Raw genomic sequence first — 23,387 nt, 5'->3', positions numbered from 1 at the left:
AAAAAGCCGCCCCTCAGGGCGGCATGCGGTTAAGGCTTACCAGCCTTTGATAATATCGCCTTTATAAATCTCGTTGGCTTTATCCAGTACCGGCTGCGAGCGGAAGGCCTCTTTCAGTTTCTGCACGTTCGCACTCTCTTTATTATCTTCACGCGCCACAATGGCATTGACGTATGGCGATGCTTTACCTTCCATAAACATACCGTCGCGTGAGGCGGAGAGGTTCACCAGCGCCGCAAAGTTGTTATTGATAATGGAGAGATAAACCTGCGGATCGTCCAGCGTGCGTGCCAGCTGCGGCGTATCGACTTCAACAAACTTCAGCTTTTTAGGATTAGCAGTGATATCCAGCGTGGTGGGCAGCAGACCCGCTTCAGGTTTCACTTTGATCAGGCCCTGCGCCTGCAGCAGCAGCAGGCTGCGACCCAGCGTGGTCGCTTCATTTGACAGCGTGATCGTCGCGCCATCCGGCAGTTCATTCAGGCTTTTAATTTTGCGGGAGTAGCCGGCAATCGGGAACACAAAGGTATTGGTGATCACAGCAAATTTATAACCGCGCTCTTTTGACTGCATCTCAAGATAGGGCAGACTCTGAAAGGCGTTTGCATCCACGTCTTTGTTGTAGAGCGCCTCGTTGGGCTGCACGTAATCGTTAAACGCAATCACCTCAACATCCAGCTTATATTTGTCATGGGCGACCTGCTTCACTGTCTGCCAAAGCTGTTCATCCGGGCCGCTGTTGATCGCAACTTTGATTTTTTCGTCATTATTATTGTCGCAGGCGCTAAGCAGCGTAACAGAAGCGGCCAGCAGCGCGGTCAGTAAATGTTTTTTCATGTTTGCAGCATCCTTATTCTTGTCAGCACCGGACTATAATATGCGTCCAGACGTCTGTACATCCATAATTAACAGGCGGCTTATGCTTTTAGTGCATAAGTTATGCGCTACTTCAGGCAGTTGAGATAGCGCTGCGCGGAACGTGCGACGGCGCTATCGGCATCCTGCAGGATCTCACGGCCGTCAAATGCGCCGTAAAGCTGGGCAAAATGCCGGTTCTGCAACCGCTGCATCATGTCGCGTACCACCCGGGCAGGGAGCGGCAGCATGTTGGGATAGCTCCACATAAATGACACGGCATCCGCGCCCGGCGTCACCTGCAAAATATCGCCGCTCAGCATTACACCCGAATCGCGCTGCCAGTGCAGCACCGTGCCCCCGGCAAAGTGCCCGCCGAGACGCAGCAGCGTGACGTCAGGCAGCAGGTCATGCTCCTCCTCCTGCCACAACCGGATCCATGGGCTGTCGCGCATGATCCACTCTCTGTCGCTGGCGTGCAGCCAGATGGGGGCGCTGAAGGCGGCGGCCCAGTCCTGCATCGTGGTGTAGTAGTGGGGATGGGAGATAGCGATCGCCTGCACGCCTCCCAGCGCATGGATCAGCGTTTCGGTGGCGTCATCCAGATGAGCGATGCAGTCCCAGAGAATATTGCCGTGCGGGGTGCAGAGCAGAAAAGCGCGCTGGTTAATACCAAATGCCGGCAGGCTCTGCAGCGAAAGCAGCCCGGGCAGGTGCTGCTGCCACCGGTTGGTATGCGCGGCGCGTAAATCCGCCTGCGCTATCCACCGCTGCCCGCCTGGCGGAATAAACTGGCGCTCATCTTCACAGACGGGACAGCGCCGGGGAGCCGGTTCGGCGTAAGAGGTGCCGCAGGCAGTGCAGAGCGTAATCATAATTTCTCCTTATCAGCTGATCCGATAAGGATAGTTACTCTGTAGCGGGCTGCAGCTCGTAAACCCAGGCAGCGATCTGCTCACCCCGATCGGTGGTCACGGCGACCGGCACGCGATCGTATCCCTCTTCAAACGCGTCGAGCAGCGGCCAGTGCGCGTCAAGATGCGGCGAGAAAAACAGATAGCCTGGTACGCGCGCGCCCTCCGGTGAGAGCACCACGCCGGGAAAGTCAGCGGCAGCGCCCCAGCCCCGCGCATAATAGGTGCCGCTGACGCTGCCGGCCAGCCATTCGCCGCCTATCTGCTCCAGAAGATGGGCGTTATCGTGCCCGGGCTGCAGCGTACCGTAGACAAACAGAGGTTTCATACCACTCCTGTAAGGGTTGCGTTATACGAACCGGCTATTGTGACGCAGCGGGCGGGGCCGGTAAACGTCACGGGCGGGAAAAATTCCGCGTCAGTTAGACGAAACGTCAAATGTGGCATTTACTCATAGGAAGATTCAGGTCCCTGCAGGTAAAAAAGGGGGACATTACGACGGAGCAATTCATGTATCACCTTGATGTGCAGGTTCTTGAAACCGCGCAACACTGGGCAGAAGCACATCCGGTATGGCTTTGTACCGTACTGAGCACCTTTGGCTCCTCGCCGCGTCCGCCGGGTGCCATGATGGCGATCCGCGCCGATGGGCACTTCTGCGGCTCGCTCTCCGGCGGCTGTGTGGAGGAGGATTTTCGCCAGCGTATCGCGGCAGACGCTTTCAGCGAGGCGAGCGCCGTTGTGCGCTATGGCGATGGCGGACTCACGCCTGACCGGGCTCTGCCGTGCGGCGGCGTGCTGGATATTCTGGTGGAAAAGCTGCCGCAGGGAGCGGCATCCATTCACTATCTGCGCCAGATGCACGATGCGCTGGTTCGGGCCGAAGCCATCAGTAAAACGCTGCTGCTGCCGCACCCCTGCGCCGGCATAGAGACGCACCCCTATACGCAGCAGACCGCCGCGCACATTACCGGCAACCAGGTTACGCTGACGCTCTCTGCGCCGCCGCGCCTGATTATCGCCGGTCTCTCCAGCGTAGGCATTTACTGCGCCAACTTTGCGCAGGCGCTGGGATTTGAGACGCTGGTCTGCGAGCATCGTGATGAGGTGCTGGAGAATATGGGCGCGGAGTTGCAGGCTGGCGTGCGGATTATACGCTGTTTTCCGGCCCGCTATCTGGAGCGTGAGGGGTGCCACAGCGCAACGGCGATTCTGTCACTGACCCACGATCCGCGTATCGATGACCTGACGATGATGGAAGCGGTGATGCTGCCGGCATTTTACCTTGGCGCGATGGGCTCGAAGCGCAACAGCAGCCGGCGGCTGTCGCGTCTGGCGGAGATCGCCGGGCTGACGCCTGAGCAGCTGGCGCGCATTCACGCCCCGGTGGGGCTGGATATTGGCAGTAAAACCCCGGCAGAAATTGCGCTATCGATTATGGCAGACATCGTGCGTCATAAAAATGGCCTTGCAGCCCGTCAGTAAGCCCGTTCCGGCAGCCCTGGCCCTTTGCGCCAGGGCATTTTTGCGATAATCCCCCACAAAGTTTGTCCTTTTTTCTGACAACACCTTCCGAAATGCGCTCAGCGTCTAGACTTAGCGGGTGCGCACGCTATTAAGAGATCCTAAGCGCATCCCGATCGATTCTTTCACTATTGGAAATGAGCCATGTCAGAAAACATACAACTGCACCTCGAAGTCAATGGGCAGCCCATTGAACTTAGCGTCGACCCGCGCGTGACGCTGCTGGACGCGCTGCGTGAACACCTGACGCTGACCGGTACAAAAAAGGGCTGCGATCAGGGCCAGTGTGGCGCCTGTACCGTGCATATTAATGGCAAGCGGGTGCTGAGCTGCCTGACGCTGGCCGTGCAGGCTAACGGGCAGCAGGTCACCACTATTGAAGGTCTGGCGCGACCTGACGGTACGCTACATCCGGTTCAGGCGCGTTTTCTGGAGCATGACGCGTTTCAGTGCGGCTACTGCACGCCGGGGCAGATCATGTCTGCCGCCGCCTGCATTGCCGAAGGACATGCCGGATCTGCTGACGAGATCCGGGAGTATATGAGCGGTAACCTTTGCCGCTGCGGTGCTTATCCTAATATCGTCGACGCCATTCAGCAGGCCGCCGCCGATCTCAGTTCGGAGGCGCGATGAATCCCTTTGATTACCTTGCGGCGAACAGCCCTGAACAGGCGCTGCAGCAGAAGCAGCGTGCCGGCAGCCGGTTTCTGGCAGGTGGCACCACGCAGATTGACTTAATGAAATGTGACGTGGAACAGCCCGCGGCGCTGGTGGATATCAGCGGTCTGCAGGAGATGCGTGAAATTGCGTTCAGTGCTGACAGCCTGCGCATTGGCGCGCTGACGCGCATGAGCGAACTGGAGCATCACGCAGAGTGTCAGCGTGAAGCGCCGGCGATTTATCACAGCCTGTGGCAGGCGGCGTCGCCGCAGCTGCGTAACATGGCCACCATTGGCGGCAACCTGCTGCAGCGTACCCGCTGCGTGTACTTCCGCGATCCGCATACGTTCAGCGCCTGTAATAAGCGCAATCCGGGCTCGGGCTGCGCCGCGCTGGAGGGCATTAACGGCAACCACGCCATTCTGGGTACCAGTGACAGCTGTATTGCGGTTTATCCGGGCGATCTGGCTGTCGCACTGACCGCCTTTGATGCCGTGGTTATCGTGCGCAATGCCGCACAGCGCGAGCGCCGTATCCCGATCGATCAGTTCTATCTGCTGCCCGGCGATACGCCGCATCTGGAGCACGATCTTGCCAGCGATGAGATGATTATTGCGGTGGAGCTGCCGCGCACCGCCGCGCTGAAACATTCGCACTACCTGAAGGTGCGCGATCGCAGCTCGTATGAATTTGCTGCCGCCAGTGCTGCCGTTGGTATTGAGCTGGATGGCGACCGTATCCGTGACGTGCGTATTGCCGTCGGCGGCGTGGCGACAAAACCCTGGCGGGCACAGCAGGTGGAAGGAGCGCTGCGCGGCCAGCCGTTTGATGAACAGACGCTGCGTCGTGCCGCAGAGCGTATCGTGCAGGATGCGAAAACACTGCCGCAGAATCAGCACAAAAAAGTGCTGACACCGCGCGTGATTGCACGTGCACTACTTCAGGCTGGCGGCAAGGCGTAACGGGGAGATTGTATGGACAAGCAGGAACAGAACTATCAGGCACTCGGTGCCGGACGCAGTCGGGGCGACGGCGTGGTAAAAGTCACCGGCGCTGCGCGCTATGCGGCGGAGTATCAGCCTGAGAATATGCTGTATGGCGTGGTGGTGCAGTCCACTATCGCCAGCGGCCGGATGACGGATATCGATACCGCTGAGGCGGAACAGCAGCCTGGCGTAGTGGCGATTTATACCCATCTCAATCCGCTGAAGATTAACAAGCCCACCGCCATTGCTGATGGCGGCGCGGCGCAGTCTACCTACACACCGCTGCAGGATGACAAAATCATTCATAACGGTCAGAACATCGGGCTGGTGGTGGCAGAAACGTTTGAGCAGGCGACCTGGGCTGCCAGCCTCGTGAAAGTGCGCTATGAGGAAGCGAAGCCGCTGGTCTGGATGGACGATCCGGCAGCGGAGCGCCAGGAGAGCGCGACCGTTGAAATGGGTAATGCGCAGCAGGCGATGGCGCAGGCAGAAGTGAAAATCAAAAGCTGCTACGCCACACCGCGTGAATATAACATGCCGATGGAACCGCACGCCTGTATCGCCTCATGGCAGGATAATGCGCTCACGGTATGGGAGCCAAGCCAGTGGGTGATGGGTGCACAGACTGAAATAGCTGAATGGCTCGGCATTGAACAGCAGCAGGTTCGGGTGATTTCTCCCTATGTGGGCGGCGGTTTTGGATCAAAACCCGTGCCCTATACCCATGTGGCGCTGGCCTGCGTGGCATCGCGCGCGCTGACGCGTCCGGTGAAAGTGGCGCTGTCGCGCCCGCAGACCTTTACCGGACTGGGCGGTCGTCCGGCAACGCAGCAGACGATTGAGATGGGGGCTGCACAGGATGGAAAACTGCTGGCGATCCTGCATGAAGGTTTGAGTGATACCTCGCTCATTGACACCTTCGCTGAAGGGACGAACAAAGTCACCGGACGCATCTATGATGTGCCCAACGTCTATTCACGTCATTACGTGGCCGCTATTAACACCGTTACGCCAGGCTGGATGCGCGCGCCCGGTGAGAACCCGAGCGCGTTCGGGCTTGAGGTGGCGATGGATGAGATGGCCTATGCGCTGGGTATCGATCCGCTGGAGCTGCGTCTGCGCAACTACGCAGAACAGGATCCGCAGGAGAACCTGCCGTGGAGTACGCGCCGCCTGAAAGAGGCTTACAGCGCGGCTGCGGAAGCCTTTGGCTGGAAAGATCGCACCATGGCGCCGCGCTCAATGCGCGAAGGCCGTGAGCTGATTGGCTGGGGCATGGCAACGGCAACCTATCCTGTGAACAAAGCCCCGGCTGAGGCGCGCCTGATCCTTAACAGTCAGGGTGAGCTGGTGGTGCAGAGTGCAGGCGCCGATATCGGTACCGGAACCTACACCATTCTGGCGCAGACCGCGGCAGAGGTGCTCTGCCTTGATTCAACCCGTATAAAAGTGGAGCTGGGCGACACCCGGCTGCCGCGTGCCGGCGTTGCGGGCGGTTCGCAGCTGGCCGGCAACCTGACCGGTGCTGTGCATAAAACGGCAGTGGCACTGCGTGACCGGCTCTACGCGCTGGCTGGCGCTTCTTCAGATGCTCCGTTCCCGCAGACCGACGCTGAACAGCTGACGCTCTGCGCAGGAGGCGTATGCCTGAAAGGTCAGCCGGAGCGGGCAGTATCGCTGGGCGATCTGGTGCGGCTGAGCGGTGAAGAGACGCTGGCGGTAACGGATGGCACCTTTAAGCCGGGCGAAAGTGCAGAAGAGCGTGATAAAGCGGTGCACTCGATGTCGCGGATGACCACGCCGGAAGCGTTTTCTTCGCACAGCTGGGGCGCGCAGTTTGTAGAAGTGCGCGTGGATGAAGATTTCGGTACGGTGCGCGTCAGACGTATGGTCTCTGCCTTTGACAGCGGGAGGCTCTACAACCCCAAACTTGCGCGCAGCCAGTGGATTGGCGGAATGGTCATGGGGCTCGGGCAGGCACTGCTGGAGGGCGGGGCGGTCGATCCGCGTAACGCCCGCATCGTGAACAATAATCTCGCTGACTATCTGATTGCGGTGAACGCTGACGTGCCGGAGATTATCACTATCGACGTGGGTGAACCGGATCATCACGCCACGCTGATGGGCGGCAAAGCGGTGGGCGAACTGGGTATTGTCGGCATGGCTGCGGCTATCAGTAACGCCGTCTATCACGCAACCGGCAAGCGCATTCGCGATCTGCCGCTTTCCCTGGAGAAGTTACTCGATTAATGCAGGCTGGCGGCGTCAGGAGGATGCCGCCGCTTTACCCCGTGGGCGCTTATATGACCATTCCCTATCTCAGGCCTGGTGAACAGGTGGTGCTTTATGACGGCGTGTGCAAACTCTGCAACGGCTGGGTAGCATTTTTGCTGCGACACCGGCTGGATCGGCGGGTACGGTTTGCCACCGTGCAAAGTGAGGAGGGTAAAACCTTGCTGCGTCATGTCAACATGCCCGTTGACGATATCCGCACCATTGTGCTGATTGGTGAAAACGGACACTGGCTGCGTGCCCAGGCAATCTGTCGCGTGATGAAAAGACTCCACAGCGGGTGGCGTATTTTTGCGCTGCTGCGTTATTTCCCCGATGCGGTAAGCAATGCGATATATAACCTTATTGCCCGAAACCGCTATCGCCTTTTTGGCCGCTATGGTGATGTCAGACACCTCTCTCCCGATTTTCCCGAAAGATTTATTGCGCGTTGAACAGCATCAGTGCTTTCATAGCAGAAAATAATAATAAGCGGCGCAGGTAAATAAATTTTCTGCATGGTGCGCGCTTATGCGCTACGTCAGAATGGTTTACGGGTATTTTTACAACTTCATGATTATAATGTAATTTTACGGCATTCCGTGCGGCAGAAAGTCGCAGCGAATGTTTTGCCTACGTTTCTTTACATACTAAATTACATTTTAAGGCTTATTAAAACAAATTACACCTCACTAACAGAGTGCATTTTCATCCATTTCTTCCCTCAAAAATACTTACCCTCGCGGAAAATGGCAGAACAGAAATAACGCCATATACTTTAAGCATATTCTCTTCCGGAATATACCCTGACTCTTATTTTCTTTCGCAGCGCAGCGGACGTATTAATGACGCCGCTGTACAGGAGTAATTAACATGGACCAGACTGCATTTCTCATCGGGTTTTCGGTAATGGCGCTTGCGTCACTGGCAATTTATGCCACCGGCAGTAAAACCTTTCCCTCCCGTCACCATACCCTGATGCATGCATCAGTGCCTTTTATTGCCGCTACGGCGTACCTGGCGATGGCGTTTGGCTACGGCAATCTCACGCTCGACAGCGGCACGACGGTCTATATGGCACGGTATGCTGACTGGTCAGTCACCACGCCGATTCTGCTGGCGGGGCTGGTTATGCTGGCTTTTCATGAACATGGCAAACCGGGTGAAATGGGCGGCTTTCTGACCGCCATCATTGTGCTGGATGTGATGATGATTGTGACCGGCCTGATCTCTTCGCTGGCGGAAACCGCAGCAGGAAAGTGGGTCTGGTATCTCTGGTCCTGCGCCGCATTTCTTGGCGTGGTTTATCTGCTGTGGGGACCGCTGCGGAGGATGGCGGCAGAGCGGGGCAGCGCGCTGGCGGGGGCCTATAACAAAAACGTGGCGCTGCTGACGGTGGTCTGGTTTATCTATCCGGTGGTATTTCTGGTCGGGCCGGAAGGGCTGAAAATCATTTCCGATCCAGCTTCGATTTGGGCATTCCTGATCCTGGATATTATCGCCAAAGTTTTCTACGCCTTCTACGCGGCGGCGAATCTGGAAAAAGCGCTGCGCTACGCAAAACGCGATGGCGCCGTGCGGGTATGATCCTGCGGCAGCATACCGGCTGGCTGACGCTCTGGGGGGCAGCTCTGGCTGCCTCTTTCAGTCCGCAGCCGGTTCAGCTGCTGTTCGCCATCGTCGCTATCGGCATTATTGGCATGGCGCACGGTGCAAGCGATCTTGAGATTGTCAGGCGCGAACAGCAATGCGTTTTTCTGGCGGGTTACGGCGTGGTAATTGTGCTGTGCCTGTTCTGGTGGCACTGGCGGCCGGCAATCGCGCTGCCGGGCTTTCTGCTGGCCTCTGCTATCCATTTTGCGCTGGAAGATGCGCCGTATGGATCTCTGGCTGAACGACTGGCGCGCGGCGTCAGCCTGATTGCGACGCCTGCCGCGCTGCATCTGGCAGAGTACCGGACGATTTTGCACCAGGCCGGGCTGGCATCTGCCATGCCGGAGAGCATAACTGCAGCACTGGCTGTGGCAGGCGGCTTTACCGCCGCAGCGCTGTTGCTGGCAAGCATTCTGCGGCGCGACAGGCGTCTGCTGGCCGGAACGCTGGCTCTGCTGGTGCTGCCACCCTTTGTCGGTTTTTCCGTGGGCTTTTTGATCCTGCATGCGCTGCCGCAGACCCGCGAACGGCGTGATTTACTGGGCTTCAGACATTACGCAGACTACCTGCGCGCCGTCTGGCCGGTGCTGACTGCGGCAATTCTGCTGGCGATAGCGATAACGTTTATGATGCAACCCACCGATAGCGCCGGCGTGCGTTCGCTGTTTGCCGCGCTCGCTGCGCTGGCCATTCCTCATTTGCTGATTACGCCGTGGTTTGAGAAACCGCCGCACCGTAAATAATGCGTGCCATTCATTACGCCATCCTCTATTCAAATATAAGCAGGAAAATGGCAGGTGAGATAATAAGAATTTCCTGCCAGAACAACTGTTTTAATTAATAACGCATCACCATGCGACATTGTACTGTCAGTTTGCGACATCACGCGGATATTTCAAAATTAATATACCTATCTGTTTGTAATTATTGACTTTTCGCGCGCGATCACTTGTTGCATTCATGAAGCCAGTCACAACTCCGGCACGCGCAATCCATTCTCTGTTTAATTACGCACTATTGCGTATTAGATTTAACGCGTCATCACTCTTTATTATCTTACGGTTTCGTAAGTGTCCGGCAGTTAATACGCATATCAACATATAATGGAGATTTTATGGGCGCAAATTCCAACCGCGGTGTGGTGTATCAGGGGCCAGGTAAAGTCGAGGTACAGGATATTGCCGATCCGGTCTTTGCTAATCCGGCCGGCAAGAAGATTGGCCACGCCGTGATCCTTAAAGTGCTCTCCACCAATATCTGTGGCTCAGATCAGCATATGGTACGCGGACGTACCACTGCGCCTGCGGGTATGGTGCTTGGCCATGAAATTACCGGTGAAATTATCGAAAAGGGCGCTGACGTTGAGATGCTTAACGTCGGTGATATTGTCTCGGTGCCGTTTAACGTTGCCTGCGGGCGCTGCCGGTGCTGCCGTGAACTCGATACCGGCGTCTGCCTGACCGTCAATCCGGCGCGCGCGGGCGGCGCGTTTGGCTATGTTGATATGGGTGGCTGGGTAGGCGGGCAGGCGAAATATGTGATGGTGCCCTATGCGGACTTTAACCTGCTGAAATTCCCTGATCGTGACCAGGCGCTGGCGAAGATTCTGGATCTGACCATGCTGTCTGACATTTTACCGACCGGGTTTCACGGCGCGATCAACGCGGGCGTGGGCGTCGGCTCAACCACCTATGTTGCAGGCGCCGGTCCGGTTGGGCTGGCCGCGGCGGCCTCAGCACAGATCCTCGGTGCGGCGGTGGTGATGGTAGGAGACTTCAACAAAGAGCGTCTGGAACACGCCAGGAAAATGGGCTTTGTGCCGATCGACCTGAGCCAGCATGACCGCCTGGGAGAGATGGTCGCGCAGGTTACCGGCACGCCGGAAGTCGATTCAGCTATCGACGCCGTCGGATTTGAAGCGCGCGGCCATTCCGGTAAGGAGCAGCCGGCGGTGGTGCTGAATCAGATGATGGAGATCACCCGCGTGGCCGGTAATATCGGCATTCCGGGCCTGTATGTGACGGAAGATCCGGGCGCGCACGATAAATCAGCACAGGAAGGCTCTTTGAGCCTGAAGTTCGGCCTCGGCTGGTCTAAAGCGCAGTCGTTCCATACCGGGCAAACCCCGGTGGTGCGTTACAACCGGCAGCTGATGAACGCCATCCTGCACGATCGTCTGCCAATTGCGAAAATCGTTAATGCCAAAGTGATCCCGCTTGAAGAAGCGGCGCAGGGATATGCCCAGTTCGACGCCGGCGTAGCCGCCAAGTATGTGCTGGATCCGCATGGCATGCTGACGGCAAAATAGTCTGGCGCAGGTAAACTTATTGGGCAAGGCGTAAGGCACGCGCGAAGAGGCGCTGTGCCTTACGCTTATTTAAGTGCGCATAATCATGATTATGTTAAATTCAATATCTTGTGAATTATGAGGCTTATCATTAATGACTATGTATAACCCCCCGCACGCGGGTGAAATCATTGCCGATATTATGGAAGATCTTCAGATCGGTATCAGAGAGCTGGCGCGTGCTTTAGCTGTAGCTCCCTCCACCGCTTCAAGAATAGTATCGGGAGCAACGGCGGTAACGCCAGAGATGGCGATCAAATTATCGGCCGTGATTGGCAGTACGCCTGCGATATGGCTGCGCATTCAGGCCGCTTATGATTTAGAGCGGGCAGCCAAAACTGTTGACCTCTCGGTTCTGAATACCAGCTTCAAGCCTGACCCGCTGCAGGGTGTCAACTGAAGCCTGTGGGTAACGTAAGCAGCTGGCGTTAATTGCTCACTACACTGTGCGCCGTTTCACTGAAAGCAAGAGCTTAAGCAGAACGATATGAGTGGAACACGATATCTTTCTTCAGTTGCTACCTGCCTGAGGATAAACGCTGCAGGAAAAATTGTTTGGGCGCGGCGTGCATGTCCCAATACCTTACCGACCACGTTTGAATACTCCCCGCATAGTGTTCAGCGAGAAGGCGGCGGTCACTGCTAACGATCTTTATAAGTACAACTTCATATAATGGGACTTATATGAACTTATAAAGAGGGTATTGACGGGAGTTGTGATGATGGGCGTGGTGCTTCAGCTCAAAAAACCGGCGTCGCTACGTGAATTCTGCAGGTATTGCAGCACTGGTTACCCTGCAGAATTCACCCAGCGTTGCCGGTTTTATCAGCAAAAAACAGCACCGGAGTGCTGTGTAGTTTGTCGGGTTACCAGAAACGTACGCCGGTAAGATGCAGCGTACGGGCGATGCCGCCTGCTGCAATCAGCGAAAGCGCGATTCCCAGCATAGCCATTGCGTTAAAGCCAAAGTGCCGGAACAGCAGATAGCCCGCCACGCAGCCGGTAAGAAAAGAGAAGATGGTTACAAGGTGGGTATAAAGAAGCTTGCGATGCAGATGGCGCTCCCCCGCTTCGCTGCTGCTGAACGTTGCCCGCAGAAACGAGCCCAGCGCAATACCGGCATCGGTCAGCGTACCGGTTACGTGCGTTGAGCGTACGCGACCAGACGAGAGCTGTGTCGAGGTGGAATTATGGATCCCCATCAGCAGGCCGAGCGTGACGAGGATTTCACCGTTGTTGCGTTCGGAGTACCACAGGATCTCTACCACTGACGTCATCAGCAGAAGCAGCCCTTCGACGAAAAGCACCTGACAAAAAATGGTCCTGATATTGCGTTTAAGTCCCCAGGCAACCGTCAGGCGCGCAATCATTGAGCCGGTGACAAATGCCAGAATTAAGCCGGCCAGAAACAACAGATCCTGCAGATCGGAACCTGAAACTTCAGCAGAGATTTGGGAGGTGTTACCGGTCATATGGGAGGGGAAAAAACCAAAAGCACCGAATGCCATGGCGTTAAGTATACCTGCAGTGGTCGCCAGCGTGAGCGCCAGCAGGCGATCTTCGCTGTGCGAACGTAACTTCTTTTTTCTCAGCAGCATCCTTCTCTTACCTCGCAGCGTTAAGGCACATAATATTAGCGTAGCGCACTATTCAGCATAGCGAAGTCTGGCCAGGACGCCTGTAACTAACTGCTTTCAATAGTTAATAATGTCAGAAAATGCAAATTCAGAGTGAGAGCCGGAATAACCCGCTTTTAGTGACGTTGTCACATAATACGGGCGATTCCGGCTATGGCGTTACTTATTATCAAAATAATCAGCCGGCATCTGTCCCGGTGCCATGTTGATCACCTCGTCATTGTCTGGCCCCTCATTTTTCATATAAGTGACCTGAGCAAACTCCGGGATGATGAATGATATAAGGATAGGCCGGTCCCTCGTCACGAAAACGCTGCATATCTCCAATAAATTCATTTTGATAACAGATCGTTTTTTCCGGATGCTGCCCTTCCCCGGCGATCCACTGCGGGAAAAAAATCGTGCCGTGAATAAGTTTACGTTCGAGGTCGAACAGCAGGCTTACGCAGGTGCCGGTGGGTTCATGCCAGTCAACCTTATAGATACCGGGTGCAAACTGCACCGCATGCATCTTCTGATGGGTAACCCAGCGTCCCCCTACGAGCCCCTGATGAATACGGTAGTCGCAGGTGGTTGCATTACGGGCATACCACTCATATTTCCAGCCGTTGTCATAGGTATAAACAAAGTGGGTTCCGATAAATGCAGACAGATCGCTGGCCTGTTCTGTCGCTGATGCGATTGAACTCATGCTTCACCTCACCAATGGGTAAAAAAAGCGTACTGGTAAGGTATAGCGCGTAAAACGGAATTGCGTATCGCTTAACGACGTTTACACATACCCCATCAGTCTCAGCATCGACCGCGCTTCGTGCATGGCTTCATTGCGATGTGTCACTCCCAGTTTCTGATAGAGGTTACGAATGTGGGTTTTGATGGTGGTGGCGGCGACATCAAGCTCGCCGGCAATCTGCTCATTGCTGTAACCGGAATAGATCAGACCCAGCACCTGCCATTCGCGCTGCGTCAGTGGGCTGGTGCGGACCAGCTCCGGAACATCGGGATGGTTGAGTAAACGGCTGACAAAGCCCTCATCAAAATGAGCAAATTTATGCCGGTGATACTTATTAATTTCGTGCAGGATGCGGCGGGCGCGATGTTCATCTATCTCTTCCAGCACCGAAAGCTGCAATAGCTGCCGCAGCTGCTGCGCCATGATCTCACCCTCAATCACAAACTGACTCATAAATCCTGTACTGCGCGCCAGCTTCAGGGCGGCAATCAGCACCCGCTGCGCATCGGGTTTACGGTTAGTCTGCCAGTAAAGCTGATTAAGCAGCAGCAGGTTGCTGTTAAAATCGCTGGTGAGGTGAAGCGCCTGGGCATTCTCATTCAGCTCATCCAGAATGACTTCTGCCTGAATCAGATCGCCCGCCAGAAGCTGTGCCCGCGCCACGTTACGCCACTGCTCCTGCAGGAAGTGATTATTGGCGCTGGCCGGCCGGGAAGTAACGCGCAGCCACTGGCTGGCGCTGGCGCTATCCCCGGTCAGCTGCCAGTAAAGGATACGCGCTTTATCCGCGTTGGCGATCCAGTCGATATGCAGCGTGCCGTTATTGAGCAGATTCTCCAGCCGGGTAATGTGTGATCGGGCATTATCCAGATTACCCCGCGCCAGCGAGCACTGGATCAGCAGTCCCAGACACTGGATCTGCTGCTGCGGAGGAAAGCCGCGCAGCACCTGCATGCCACTGCGAGCCGCCTGTTCAGCTTCATCAAGCCGGCCCCAAGCCCAGAATAGCTGCGCGCGAATGCGTAACAGAAACTCATGCAGCGGAAACTGTGCGAGATGCTGTTCGTGAACCAGGCGAAACGCCTTTTCCTGCATCTCCCACGCCGATTGTAAAAATCCCTGTGCAAAGAGAATTTCGCTCTGCTGGATCAGGCTCCAGAGAACGTAGTGCCAGGTCTCTTCATGCCGCGCCATCTGCTCTGTCTGACGCATCAGGGCCAGCGAATCAGCCAGCTCACCTTTGCAGTGCATGACCTCGCCGTGGACAGAGGTCGCGACAATGCGGCTGTAGCTTTTCGACGCCGGCAGCAGCTGCAGGGCAAGACGCGCCAGCTGCGCGGCTTCATCCGCATTGCCATCATTGATGGCCACCTGAGCGCGTATCGCATGCAGCTCGCCCTGCAGAGAGGCATCCATCTCACAGCGGCGCTGCTGTTCAAACTGCGCCAGCAGGCTGTTAACTTCGGAAAAACGATGCTGGCTCTGCATCAGCCACGCCTGCAGCAGCACCAGCTCCGGGTTTTCCAGCAATAGCGGCCATGGCAGTACCCGCAGCGAAGACTCCAGCAGCGCCAGTTCGCTTTGATTAAACAGGGTCCAGGCGTGCTCCAGCAGCACGTCGCGCAGCATATCGGTATCACCCGAGGCCAGGGCATGGTGAATCGCCTCGCCCGGAAAACCCTGCCTCATCCAGCCACGTGCCGCCGCACGATGCAGGGCCGGCAGCTCCGCGCTAAGCTCCCACTGACAGCGCTGGCGCAGAAAACTGCCAAACAGCGGATGGTAGCTGAACCACTCGCCCGCATTATCCATGCGCTGTAAAAACAGCCCCTGCCGCTCAATCTCCTCCAGCCGCATGCGGCCATTGTCTTCACCCGTGACTGACGTCACGAGGGCGTCATTCATTGAGCGCAGCAGCGCACTCTTCAGCAGAAACTGACGGGTATCGGCATCGACAGTATCCAGAACCTCCTCAACCAGATAATCGGTGAGATGGCTGGCGTTGATGCCTGACAAACGACGCGCGGAGTCCTGCGCCGAGCCTGCGCCCTGCCGGGCAGAGATAGCAATTAGCTGCAGTGCGGTCGCCCAGCCTGCCACATCGTCACACAACTGGTCGCTCTCTTCGCCGGGCAGCGGCGCCTGCAGCCGGTTAGCAAAAAATTGTTTAGCTTCATCGTGCGTAAAAGCAAGCTGCTGGCTGCTCAGCTCCAGCAGCTGTTCACGCACGCGCAGATTGGCGATGCCCAGCTGTGGCAGACCGCGCGACAGCACCACCAGGGTCAGATTTTCCGGCTGATGCTTCAGAAAAAAGCGCATCGCCTCATGAATAACCGGATTAGTAATATGATGATAATCGTCAATAACCAGCCAGGCCGGACGCTGATAGTCAGCCAGCTCAATAAACAGCTGCGAGAAAAGCGCATTGAGATTAACGTAGTGCCGCTTTTGCGCCAGCGATTCACTGCGGCTGCAGCTGCCCTGAGTGGCCTGCTGCAGCGCAGCAATCAGATAGTCAGCAAACCGTTCCGGCTGATTATCCCCCTCATCCAGCGAATACCAGCCCAAGTCGCGCTTTTCTGCCGCCCACTGCGAAATCAGCGTGGTTTTACCGTACCCTGCGGGACTGGTAATCAGCACTAACCGGTAAACGGCAGCGGCATTCAGTTTCTGCAGCAGACGGCTACGGACCACCATGGCGTCATGGCGCACAGGACGACTCAGTTTTGACGGGATCAACATCGACGCACGCTCCTCCGTTAACGTCTGCGCAGTATTATTTTACGCTTCGTAATTATTCGACATACACGTTATCTATACGCCATCTTAATGCAAGCGAACTCAGCAGCGCGGCTTAACAAAAGCGAGGGGTATCACACTCCTGTCACGCTTTCGGAGTTTCCTTACCCTCTCCTCCCTCTCTATCCTCCTGCCTGAATAGTGCCGGGGAGGAGGAGATACCTGAAAGGCGCAGGCAAAATGCACGCTGACCTTTTCCTCTGACGGATGCTTAAGCCATGACCCAGTTACCTTTTGATTCCGATCGCTTTTCTGCTGCCCTGACGCGTCAGTGGCAGCGCTTTGGCCTGTCCGGTGCGCAGGCGATGACCCGGCAGCAGTGGTGGCATGCCCTGAGCGGTGCGCTTGCCGAACTGCTGGCTGAACTGCCCGCGCAGCCGGCAGCGGGACCGCAGCGCCACGTTAACTATATTTCGATGGAGTTTCTCACCGGCCGTCTGACCGGCAATAACCTGCTTAACCTCGGCTGGTATCCGGCGCTGAACGATTTGCTGCAGCAGCAGGGGCAGTCGCTGAGCGATGTGCTGGAGCAGGAGATCGATCCGGCGCTGGGAAACGGCGGTCTGGGTCGCCTGGCCGCCTGTTTTCTCGATGCGATGGCAACCACGGGTCAGCCCGCTATCGGTTATGGCCTCAATTATCAGTACGGACTGTTCCGGCAGCATTTTAGCGACGGGGCGCAGCAGGAGCAGCCGGATGACTGGGGGCGAAATCGCTACCCCTGGTTTCGCCATAATGCGGCGCTGACGGTAACGGTTAATCTGGGCGGCAAGGTGATCGCTGAGCAGGGAAAAACCCGCTGGATCCCGGCGTTTCAGCTGCAGGGTGAGGCCTGGGATCTGCCGGTTGTGGGTTACCAGAACGGGGTGGTTCAGCCGTTGCGCCTGTGGCAGGCGAGCCACGCGCAGCCGTTTGACCTGCAGCGGTTCAATAACGGCGATTTTTTACGGGCAGAAAAGCAGGGCATTGATGCAGAGAAGCTGACTAAAGTGCTCTACCCCAACGATAACCATCAGGCGGGTAAGAAACTGCGCCTGATGCAGCAATATTTTCAGTGCGCCTGTTCGCTAGCGGATATTCTGCGCCGCCATCAGCAGGCGGGTCATGCTATTGAAACGCTGGCCGATCGCGAAGTCATTCAGCTTAACGATACGCATCCCACTCTGGCGATTCCGGAGCTGATGCGCCTGCTGCTGGATGAGTATGATTTCAGCTGGGAAAGCGCCTGGCAGCTGACGCAGCGCACCTTTGCCTATACCAACCACACGCTGATGCCGGAGGCGCTGGAGTGCTGGGATCTGACGCTGTTCCGAACCCTGCTGCCGCGCCACATAATGATTGTGAATGCAATCAATGCGGCCCTTAAGCAGCAGGTTGAGGCGCAGTGGCCCGGCAATGCTGCCATCTGGGCCAGACTGGCGGTGGTGCATAACCACCAGGTGCGCATGGCTAACCTCTGCGTGGTAACCTGTTTTGCCGTTAACGGCGTCGCTGCCCTGCACTCAAAGCTGGTAACAGAGGATCTTTTTCCCGAATATCACGCGCTCTGGCCGGCGAAATTCCATAATGTGACGAACGGCGTGACGCCGCGCCGCTGGATCAATCAGTGTAACCCGGCGCTCGCTGCACTGATTGACCGCTCGCTGAATAAACCCTGGCTGACCGATCTCGACGCGCTGCGCGCGCTGGAGCCCTTGGCAGAAGACGCCTCATTCCGCGCAGAATATCGCGCTATCAAACAGCAGAACAAACGCGAGCTGGCGCAGTGGGTGGAACAGAAAACCGGCATTGTGATTAATCCGGACGCGCTGTTTGATGTACAGATAAAACGGCTGCATGAATACAAGCGTCAGCATCTGATGCTGCTGCATATTATTGCACTGTGGCAGACGCTGGTCAGCGATCCGCAGGCCAACCTGGCGCCGCGTGTGATGCTGTTTGGCGCAAAAGCGGCACCCGGCTATGCGCTGGCTAAAAATATTATCTACGCCATTAACAAAGTTGCCATGACGATAAATGCCGATCCGCGCGTGGGCGATCGGCTGAAGGTGGTGTTTATCCCGGACTATAACGTCTCGGTCGCAGAAAGGCTGATCCCGGCAGCCGATCTCTCGGAACAGATCTCCACGGCTGGCAAAGAGGCGTCAGGCACCGGCAATATGAAGCTGGCGCTGAACGGCGCCCTGACCATCGGTACGCTGGATGGCGCTAACGTGGAGATTGCCCGCGAGGTTGGCGACGAGAACATCTTTATCTTTGGCCATACCGTGGAGCAGGTCAGCGCGCTGAAAAAAGCGGGTTACGCCCCGGCGGTCTGGCGCAAAAAAGATAAACAGCTGCATCAGGTGCTGACAGCGCTGGAGGATGGCACCTTTAGCGACGGCGATTGCACGGCGTTTGATGCGCTGGTGAAAAGTCTCGGGGCGGAGGGTGGCGATCCTTATCTGGTACTGGCCGATTTCCGCCACTATCTCAATGCGCAGCAGGATGCAGAAAAACGTTGGGCCGATAGTGAAGCCTGGACCCGCGCGGCGATCCTGAATACCGCACGCTGCGGCATGTTCAGCGCCGATCGCGCTATTCGTGACTATCAGCAACATATCTGGCAGGCGGTGCGCTGAAGATGACAATGACAACGCTTACTCCGGCAACGCTGATCGCGCCGGAATATATTGACGCTCACGGCAGGCCGCGCCGCATTCCGGCCGCCACCGAGCAGTGGCTGCACACAATCATACAGCCGCCTCTCGCCACGCCCTCAGCGCTGCCCCCGGTAGCGATTTTTCGTGGCGGAGAAGCCGTGATAGTAGAGCCGGCGCTGAGCGGGAGGGCAGCATGGGAGCTGACCAGTGAAGCGGGCGAGCGCTGGTCAGGTGAGTGCCAGCCTGGTGAAACGCTGCGGTTGCCGGCACTGCCGGAAGGCTATCATCAGCTGACCCTGACGCAGCCGGCGCTGTTGTCGCGCTGCAGCCTGATTGTTGCGCCGCCGCGCTGCTATGAGCCACCGGCATTGCTGGCTGGCGACAGGCTCTGGGGCTGCTGCGTGCAGCTCTATACGCTGCGATCGCAGCATAACTGGGGCATCGGCGACTTTGGCGATCTGCGCCAGATGGCGGCAGAGATCGCGCAGCGCGGCGGCGCGTTTATCGGGCTCAATCCGCTGCACGCCCTCTTTCCGGCTAATCCTGAGGGCGCCAGCCCCTACAGCCCCTCCTCGCGCCGCTGGCTGAACGTGCTCTATATCGACGTCAACAGCGTGGAGGATTTCAGACTCAGTGAGGCGGCGCAGGCGTGGTGGCAGCAGCCTGATACCCAACAGCGGCTTGCGGCCGCGCGTGACAGCGAATGGGTGGATTACGCCGCCGTTACTGCGCTAAAGCTGGAGGGCTTACGCCTGGCCTGGCGACAGTTCAGGCGACGTTCGCCGGATGAGCCGGTGATGCAGGAGTTTGATGCGTTTGTAAAAGCGGGCGGACAGAGCCTGCTGAGTCAGGCGTTGTTTGATGCGCTGCAGGCGCATCAGCGCGCTAAAAATCCTGCGCTCTACGGCTGGAGAAGCTGGCCGGAAGCGTATCAGCATCCCGACAGCGCCGCCGTACTGGCGTAGCGACGGCGATTGCACGGCGTTTGATGCGCTGGTGAAAAGTCTCGGGGCGGAGGGTGGCGATCCTTATCTGGTACTGGCCGATTTCCGCCACTATCTCAATGCGCAGCAGGATGCAGAAAAACGTTGGGCCGATAGTGAAGCCTGGACCCGCGCGGCGATCCTGAATACCGCACGCTGCGGCATGTTCAGCGCCGATCGCGCTATTCGTGACTATCAGCAACATATCTGGCAGGCGGTGCGCTGAAGATGACAATGACAACGCTTACTCCGGCAACGCTGATCGCGCCGGAATATATTGACGCTCACGGCAGGCCGCGCCGCATTCCGGCCGCCACCGAGCAGTGGCTGCACACAATCATACAGCCGCCTCTCGCCACGCCCTCAGCGCTGCCCCCGGTAGCGATTTTTCGTGGCGGAGAAGCCGTGATAGTAGAGCCGGCGCTGAGCGGGAGGGCAGCATGGGAGCTGACCAGTGAAGCGGGCGAGCGCTGGTCAGGTGAGTGCCAGCCTGGTGAAACGCTGCGGTTGCCGGCACTGCCGGAAGGCTATCATCAGCTGACCCTGACGCAGCCGGCGCTGTTGTCGCGCTGCAGCCTGATTGTTGCGCCGCCGCGCTGCTATGAGCCACCGGCATTGCTGGCTGGCGACAGGCTCTGGGGCTGCTGCGTGCAGCTCTATACGCTGCGATCGCAGCATAACTGGGGCATCGGCGACTTTGGCGATCTGCGCCAGATGGCGGCAGAGATCGCGCAGCGCGGCGGCGCGTTTATCGGGCTCAATCCGCTGCACGCCCTCTTTCCGGCTAATCCTGAGGGCGCCAGCCCCTACAGCCCCTCCTCGCGCCGCTGGCTGAACGTGCTCTATATCGACGTCAACAGCGTGGAGGATTTCAGACTCAGTGAGGCGGCGCAGGCGTGGTGGCAGCAGCCTGATACCCAACAGCGGCTTGCGGCCGCGCGTGACAGCGAATGGGTGGATTACGCCGCCGTTACTGCGCTAAAGCTGGAGGGCTTACGCCTGGCCTGGCGACAGTTCAGGCGACGTTCGCCGGATGAGCCGGTGATGCAGGAGTTTGATGCGTTTGTAAAAGCGGGCGGACAGAGCCTGCTGAGTCAGGCGTTGTTTGATGCGCTGCAGGCGCATCAGCGCGCTAAAAATCCTGCGCTCTACGGCTGGAGAAGCTGGCCGGAAGCGTATCAGCATCCCGACAGCGCCGCCGTACTGGCGTTTCGTATTGAACATAGCGACGAAGTACGCTTTTACCTCTGGCTGCAGTGGCTGGCCGCCTCTCAGTTCGCAGCCTGCTGGTCCGTCTGCTGCGCGCAGCAGATGCCGGTTGGCCTCTACCGCGATCTGGCGGTAGGCGTCGCGCAGGATGGCGCAGAGACCTGGCGCGAACGCGATCTCTATTGCCTGCAGGCCAGCGTGGGTGCGCCGCCCGATATCCTGGGGCCGCTGGGGCAAAACTGGGGGCTGCCGCCGATGGATCCGCAGATCCTGACAATGCGTGCGTTTACCCCGTGGATCGATCTGCTGCGGGCCAATATGCGCGACTGCGGCGCGCTGCGGATTGATCACGTGATGGCGCTGCTGCGCCTCTGGTGGATACCAGAACATGAGAAGGCCGCTGAGGGCGCCTACGTTCACTATCCGGTTGATGCCCTGCTGGCCATTCTCGCGCTGGAGAGCCAGCGCCATCGCTGTATGGTGATAGGTGAGGATCTGGGCACTGTACCGGAAGCGATTGTCGCTAAGCTGCGCGACAGCGGCGTCTACTCCTACAAAGTGCTCTACTTTGAGCAGACGGCACCGCGCGCTTTTCGCGCGCCGGAAGCCTGGCCACGGCAGGCGATGGCAGTTGTCACCACGCATGATATGCCTACCCTGCGCGGCTGGTGGCAGAGTGATGACTTAACGCTGGGCAGCAGGCTGGGCCTCTATCCGGATAAAGCGATCCTGGCGGGTCTGTACCGCGAGCGCGCGGCGGCAAAAAAGGCGCTGCTGCATACGCTGCAGCAGCAGGGAGCGCTGGTGCACCGCTATCCGCTTCAGCGCGGCCGCGCGCCTATGCGCCGCGCGATAAACCGTGCGGTTCACCGCCTGGTGGCGGCCAGTAACAGCGCCCTGCTTGGCCTGCAGCCGGAGGAGTGGCTCGATATGGATCGGCCGGTAAACGTGCCCGGTACGGTGGAGAGTTACCCTAACTGGCGCCGTAAGCTCACGCTGTCGCTGGAGGCGATGTTTACGGATGAAGGGATCACGCGCCTGCTGCAGGAGGTCAGTCACGTGCGTCAGCAACGCCCCTGATCAGACGCCCCGGGCCGGGGCGTTTTTTGCAATAAAAAAGGTGCGCCGGAGCGCACCAGGTGCTGCAACTCAGCACTGTCGGGGCAGGTTCACCCCTTGCCTTTTACACTGCTGATAAACGTTTGCCGCGCTGAGGTGGACCCCAGTCGTTCGGCCTCATTCAATAGCTTCAGCGCTTTATCAATGTTGCCCTGGCTGACCGCCTGACGGATATTCTGATTGAAGTAACTCTCGGTGTCGTTTTCCAGCGGCACCGGCTTCACGGCAGAGGCGGGACGCACGGCAGCGGGCGCAGGCGCCTGAGTATTGCCGATCATAACCGGAGCCGGTGTTGATGAACCAAACAGCGGGCCAACCAGAATAGAGGACGCGGAACTGGTGGAGACTTTCAGCTTCAGCCTGCCGCTCTGGCTGTGTGTGGCAACCGGATCGGGAATATCAGGAACCGCATGGCCGGTGCCTCTCGCGTAAGCTTTGGCCGGATCGACCAGCGTGGTGGTCTGGGTCAGATCTCTGTCGGTGGTAAAGACCAGCAGATAAATTTTCTGCTGTCCCGGCACCGGCGTCAGTTTCATTACGCCTTCAAGACGATCGGCGCTCATGACGCCCGGCTGCTGGTAAGCAAAGAACTGCGACGGGAACCACGCTGCCGGACGCAGGTTTTCATCGAGCACCAGTACATTAGGCGCGAACACGCGGTTGTCAGCGACCTCGCTGCTCAGCGTAACGGTCAGCTCACCCTGACTGGCTGGCAGGCTATACGCCGCAACCGGACCACGGATACCCGGCAGAGTATTTCCGGTGCCGCTGTCGCTCAGCAGAGTGGTTACCGCACGCGACGTGTCAGCAGGTTGCCAGTTCAGGCGCTGCAAAGTTTCGGGTGAAACGACGGGCGCTGTGGAGAGATCCTGCGGCACCAGATTAATATCAGCGACAGCGGGCAGCGTGACGCCGGCCAGCAGCGCAGCGCTCAGGCAGAGCGCGGTAAGCGTTTTTTTCATCGTTTTATCTCTGATAGCTGGAGGCAGTGCCGGCACCAGGCAATGGCCAGCGCTGCCTAATCGGTGAGCCGCACCGACGGATGCGGCCGTTC

General features: G+C 57.8%; 18 protein-coding genes and 2 pseudogenes. 13 read left to right on the top strand and 7 right to left on the bottom strand.

Annotation, left to right across the window (positions count from 1 at the left end; all coding sequences use genetic code 11):
- Positions 1–36: 36 nt before the first annotated feature.
- The 3 genes from AC2CF9_RS05880 to AC2CF9_RS05870 all read right to left on the bottom strand — a co-directional run bounded on the left by AC2CF9_RS05880 (position 37) and on the right by AC2CF9_RS05870 (position 2,097).
- Positions 37–837, bottom strand: a complete 801-nt coding sequence (locus AC2CF9_RS05880; protein ID WP_040113501.1) for a MetQ/NlpA family ABC transporter substrate-binding protein — start codon at positions 835–837, stop codon at positions 37–39.
- Positions 838–944: 107 nt separating this feature from the next.
- Positions 945–1,730 (bottom strand): MBL fold metallo-hydrolase, encoded by a 786-nt coding sequence (locus tag AC2CF9_RS05875; protein WP_150017131.1) that lies wholly within the window; start codon positions 1,728–1,730, stop codon positions 945–947.
- 34 nt (positions 1,731–1,764) lie between these two features.
- Positions 1,765–2,097 (bottom strand): gamma-glutamylcyclotransferase family protein, encoded by a 333-nt coding sequence (locus AC2CF9_RS05870; protein WP_484556480.1) that lies wholly within the window; start codon positions 2,095–2,097, stop codon positions 1,765–1,767.
- 182 nt (positions 2,098–2,279) lie between these two features.
- Between AC2CF9_RS05870 and AC2CF9_RS05865 the strand changes: the two genes are divergently transcribed.
- From AC2CF9_RS05865 to AC2CF9_RS05825, 9 genes are all read left to right on the top strand, one after another.
- Complete coding sequence (locus AC2CF9_RS05865) at positions 2,280–3,254, top strand: XdhC family protein (protein ID WP_150017133.1); 975 nt, start codon at positions 2,280–2,282, stop codon at positions 3,252–3,254.
- Positions 3,255–3,437: 183 nt separating this feature from the next.
- The gene (locus AC2CF9_RS05860; RefSeq protein ID WP_071668343.1) at positions 3,438–3,926 is read left to right on the top strand and encodes a (2Fe-2S)-binding protein; all 489 of its coding nucleotides are present in this window, start codon (positions 3,438–3,440) and stop codon (positions 3,924–3,926) included.
- Positions 3,923–4,915 carry an FAD binding domain-containing protein gene (locus AC2CF9_RS05855; protein WP_484556479.1) on the top strand — a complete coding sequence of 331 codons (993 nt, stop codon included), beginning with the start codon at positions 3,923–3,925 and terminating at the stop codon, positions 4,913–4,915. The genes AC2CF9_RS05860 and AC2CF9_RS05855 overlap by 4 nt, the downstream gene beginning before the upstream one ends.
- Positions 4,916–4,927: 12 nt before the next feature.
- Positions 4,928–7,189: a xanthine dehydrogenase family protein molybdopterin-binding subunit gene (locus tag AC2CF9_RS05850; protein WP_484556478.1), complete on the top strand. Its 2,262-nt coding sequence runs from the start codon at positions 4,928–4,930 to the stop codon at positions 7,187–7,189.
- A gap of 53 nt (positions 7,190–7,242) precedes the next feature.
- Positions 7,243–7,665: a thiol-disulfide oxidoreductase DCC family protein gene (locus AC2CF9_RS05845; RefSeq protein ID WP_484556477.1), complete on the top strand. Its 423-nt coding sequence runs from the start codon at positions 7,243–7,245 to the stop codon at positions 7,663–7,665.
- Positions 7,666–8,083: 418 nt separating this feature from the next.
- Positions 8,084–8,797: a bacteriorhodopsin gene (locus AC2CF9_RS05840; protein ID WP_484556476.1), complete on the top strand. Its 714-nt coding sequence runs from the start codon at positions 8,084–8,086 to the stop codon at positions 8,795–8,797.
- Positions 8,794–9,606 carry a Brp/Blh family beta-carotene 15,15'-dioxygenase gene (locus tag AC2CF9_RS05835; protein WP_484556475.1) on the top strand — a complete coding sequence of 271 codons (813 nt, stop codon included), beginning with the start codon at positions 8,794–8,796 and terminating at the stop codon, positions 9,604–9,606. Before AC2CF9_RS05840 ends, AC2CF9_RS05835 begins: the two co-directional genes overlap by 4 nt.
- A 371-nt stretch (positions 9,607–9,977) precedes the next feature.
- Positions 9,978–11,171, top strand: coding sequence for a formaldehyde dehydrogenase, glutathione-independent (gene fdhA, locus AC2CF9_RS05830; protein ID WP_071668338.1), 1,194 nt, complete (start codon positions 9,978–9,980; stop codon positions 11,169–11,171).
- A 133-nt stretch (positions 11,172–11,304) separates the two neighbouring features.
- Entirely contained in the window at positions 11,305–11,610 is a 306-nt protein-coding gene (locus AC2CF9_RS05825; protein ID WP_150017139.1) for a HigA family addiction module antitoxin, read from the top strand.
- A gap of 467 nt (positions 11,611–12,077) precedes the next feature.
- On the opposite strand, the gene AC2CF9_RS05820 is transcribed toward AC2CF9_RS05825, so the two are convergent.
- The 3 genes and pseudogenes from AC2CF9_RS05820 to malT form a co-directional block, all read right to left on the bottom strand.
- Complete coding sequence (locus AC2CF9_RS05820) at positions 12,078–12,809, bottom strand: YoaK family protein (RefSeq protein ID WP_108569853.1); 732 nt, start codon at positions 12,807–12,809, stop codon at positions 12,078–12,080.
- Positions 12,810–13,007: 198 nt separating this feature from the next.
- Positions 13,008–13,539: pseudogene (locus AC2CF9_RS05815) on the bottom strand (phenolic acid decarboxylase).
- An 81-nt stretch (positions 13,540–13,620) separates the two neighbouring features.
- Entirely contained in the window at positions 13,621–16,323 is a 2,703-nt protein-coding gene (gene malT, locus AC2CF9_RS05810) for an HTH-type transcriptional regulator MalT (RefSeq protein ID WP_150017141.1), read from the bottom strand.
- Between the two features lie 275 nt (positions 16,324–16,598).
- Between malT and malP the strand changes: the two genes are divergently transcribed.
- From malP to malQ (AC2CF9_RS05790), 4 genes and pseudogenes are all read left to right on the top strand, one after another.
- Positions 16,599–19,001, top strand: a complete 2,403-nt coding sequence (gene malP, locus AC2CF9_RS05805; protein WP_484556474.1) for a maltodextrin phosphorylase — start codon at positions 16,599–16,601, stop codon at positions 18,999–19,001.
- 2 nt (positions 19,002–19,003) lie between these two features.
- A complete protein-coding gene (gene malQ / locus AC2CF9_RS05800) occupies positions 19,004–19,987 on the top strand; it encodes a 4-alpha-glucanotransferase (RefSeq protein ID WP_484556473.1) in 984 nt (327 codons plus the stop codon).
- Positions 19,986–20,231, top strand: a pseudogene (locus AC2CF9_RS05795) (glycogen/starch/alpha-glucan phosphorylase); the annotation flags it as partial. The gene malQ (AC2CF9_RS05800) and the pseudogene AC2CF9_RS05795, both read left to right, overlap by 2 nt.
- A gap of 8 nt (positions 20,232–20,239) precedes the next feature.
- A complete protein-coding gene (gene malQ, locus AC2CF9_RS05790) occupies positions 20,240–22,294 on the top strand; it encodes a 4-alpha-glucanotransferase (protein WP_484556472.1) in 2,055 nt (684 codons plus the stop codon).
- Between the two features lie 89 nt (positions 22,295–22,383).
- On the opposite strand, the gene malM is transcribed toward malQ (AC2CF9_RS05790), so the two are convergent.
- Positions 22,384–23,295 carry a maltose operon protein MalM gene (malM, locus tag AC2CF9_RS05785; protein ID WP_150017144.1) on the bottom strand — a complete coding sequence of 304 codons (912 nt, stop codon included), beginning with the start codon at positions 23,293–23,295 and terminating at the stop codon, positions 22,384–22,386.
- Positions 23,296–23,387: the final 92 nt, after the last annotated feature.

It is taken from the genome of Pantoea sp. SYBGC1, assembly GCF_057197005.1.
This window is presented reverse-complemented; position numbering and strand designations above follow the sequence as displayed.

Excerpts from the sequence above, each read along its gene's own strand:
- fdhA (WP_071668338.1), top strand. The coding sequence starts at position 9,978 with ATGGGCGCAAATTCCAACCGCGGTGTGGTGTATCAGGGGCCAGGTAAA.
- malP (WP_484556474.1), top strand. The coding sequence starts at position 16,599 with ATGACCCAGTTACCTTTTGATTCCGATCGCTTTTCTGCTGCCCTGACG.
- malM (WP_150017144.1), bottom strand. The coding sequence starts at position 23,295 with ATGAAAAAAACGCTTACCGCGCTCTGCCTGAGCGCTGCGCTGCTGGCC.
- AC2CF9_RS05880 (WP_040113501.1), bottom strand. The coding sequence starts at position 837 with ATGAAAAAACATTTACTGACCGCGCTGCTGGCCGCTTCTGTTACGCTG.
- AC2CF9_RS05860 (WP_071668343.1), top strand. The coding sequence starts at position 3,438 with ATGTCAGAAAACATACAACTGCACCTCGAAGTCAATGGGCAGCCCATT.
- AC2CF9_RS05845 (WP_484556477.1), top strand. The coding sequence starts at position 7,243 with ATGACCATTCCCTATCTCAGGCCTGGTGAACAGGTGGTGCTTTATGAC.
- AC2CF9_RS05875 (WP_150017131.1), bottom strand. The coding sequence starts at position 1,730 with ATGATTACGCTCTGCACTGCCTGCGGCACCTCTTACGCCGAACCGGCT.
- AC2CF9_RS05835 (WP_484556475.1), top strand. The coding sequence starts at position 8,794 with ATGATCCTGCGGCAGCATACCGGCTGGCTGACGCTCTGGGGGGCAGCT.
- AC2CF9_RS05825 (WP_150017139.1), top strand. The coding sequence starts at position 11,305 with ATGACTATGTATAACCCCCCGCACGCGGGTGAAATCATTGCCGATATT.
- AC2CF9_RS05870 (WP_484556480.1), bottom strand. The coding sequence starts at position 2,097 with ATGAAACCTCTGTTTGTCTACGGTACGCTGCAGCCCGGGCACGATAAC.
- AC2CF9_RS05820 (WP_108569853.1), bottom strand. The coding sequence starts at position 12,809 with ATGCTGCTGAGAAAAAAGAAGTTACGTTCGCACAGCGAAGATCGCCTG.
- AC2CF9_RS05840 (WP_484556476.1), top strand. The coding sequence starts at position 8,084 with ATGGACCAGACTGCATTTCTCATCGGGTTTTCGGTAATGGCGCTTGCG.
- malT (WP_150017141.1), bottom strand. The coding sequence starts at position 16,323 with ATGTTGATCCCGTCAAAACTGAGTCGTCCTGTGCGCCATGACGCCATG.
- AC2CF9_RS05865 (WP_150017133.1), top strand. The coding sequence starts at position 2,280 with ATGTATCACCTTGATGTGCAGGTTCTTGAAACCGCGCAACACTGGGCA.
- AC2CF9_RS05850 (WP_484556478.1), top strand. The coding sequence starts at position 4,928 with ATGGACAAGCAGGAACAGAACTATCAGGCACTCGGTGCCGGACGCAGT.
- malQ (WP_484556473.1), top strand. The coding sequence starts at position 19,004 with ATGACAATGACAACGCTTACTCCGGCAACGCTGATCGCGCCGGAATAT.
- AC2CF9_RS05855 (WP_484556479.1), top strand. The coding sequence starts at position 3,923 with ATGAATCCCTTTGATTACCTTGCGGCGAACAGCCCTGAACAGGCGCTG.
- malQ (WP_484556472.1), top strand. The coding sequence starts at position 20,240 with ATGACAACGCTTACTCCGGCAACGCTGATCGCGCCGGAATATATTGAC.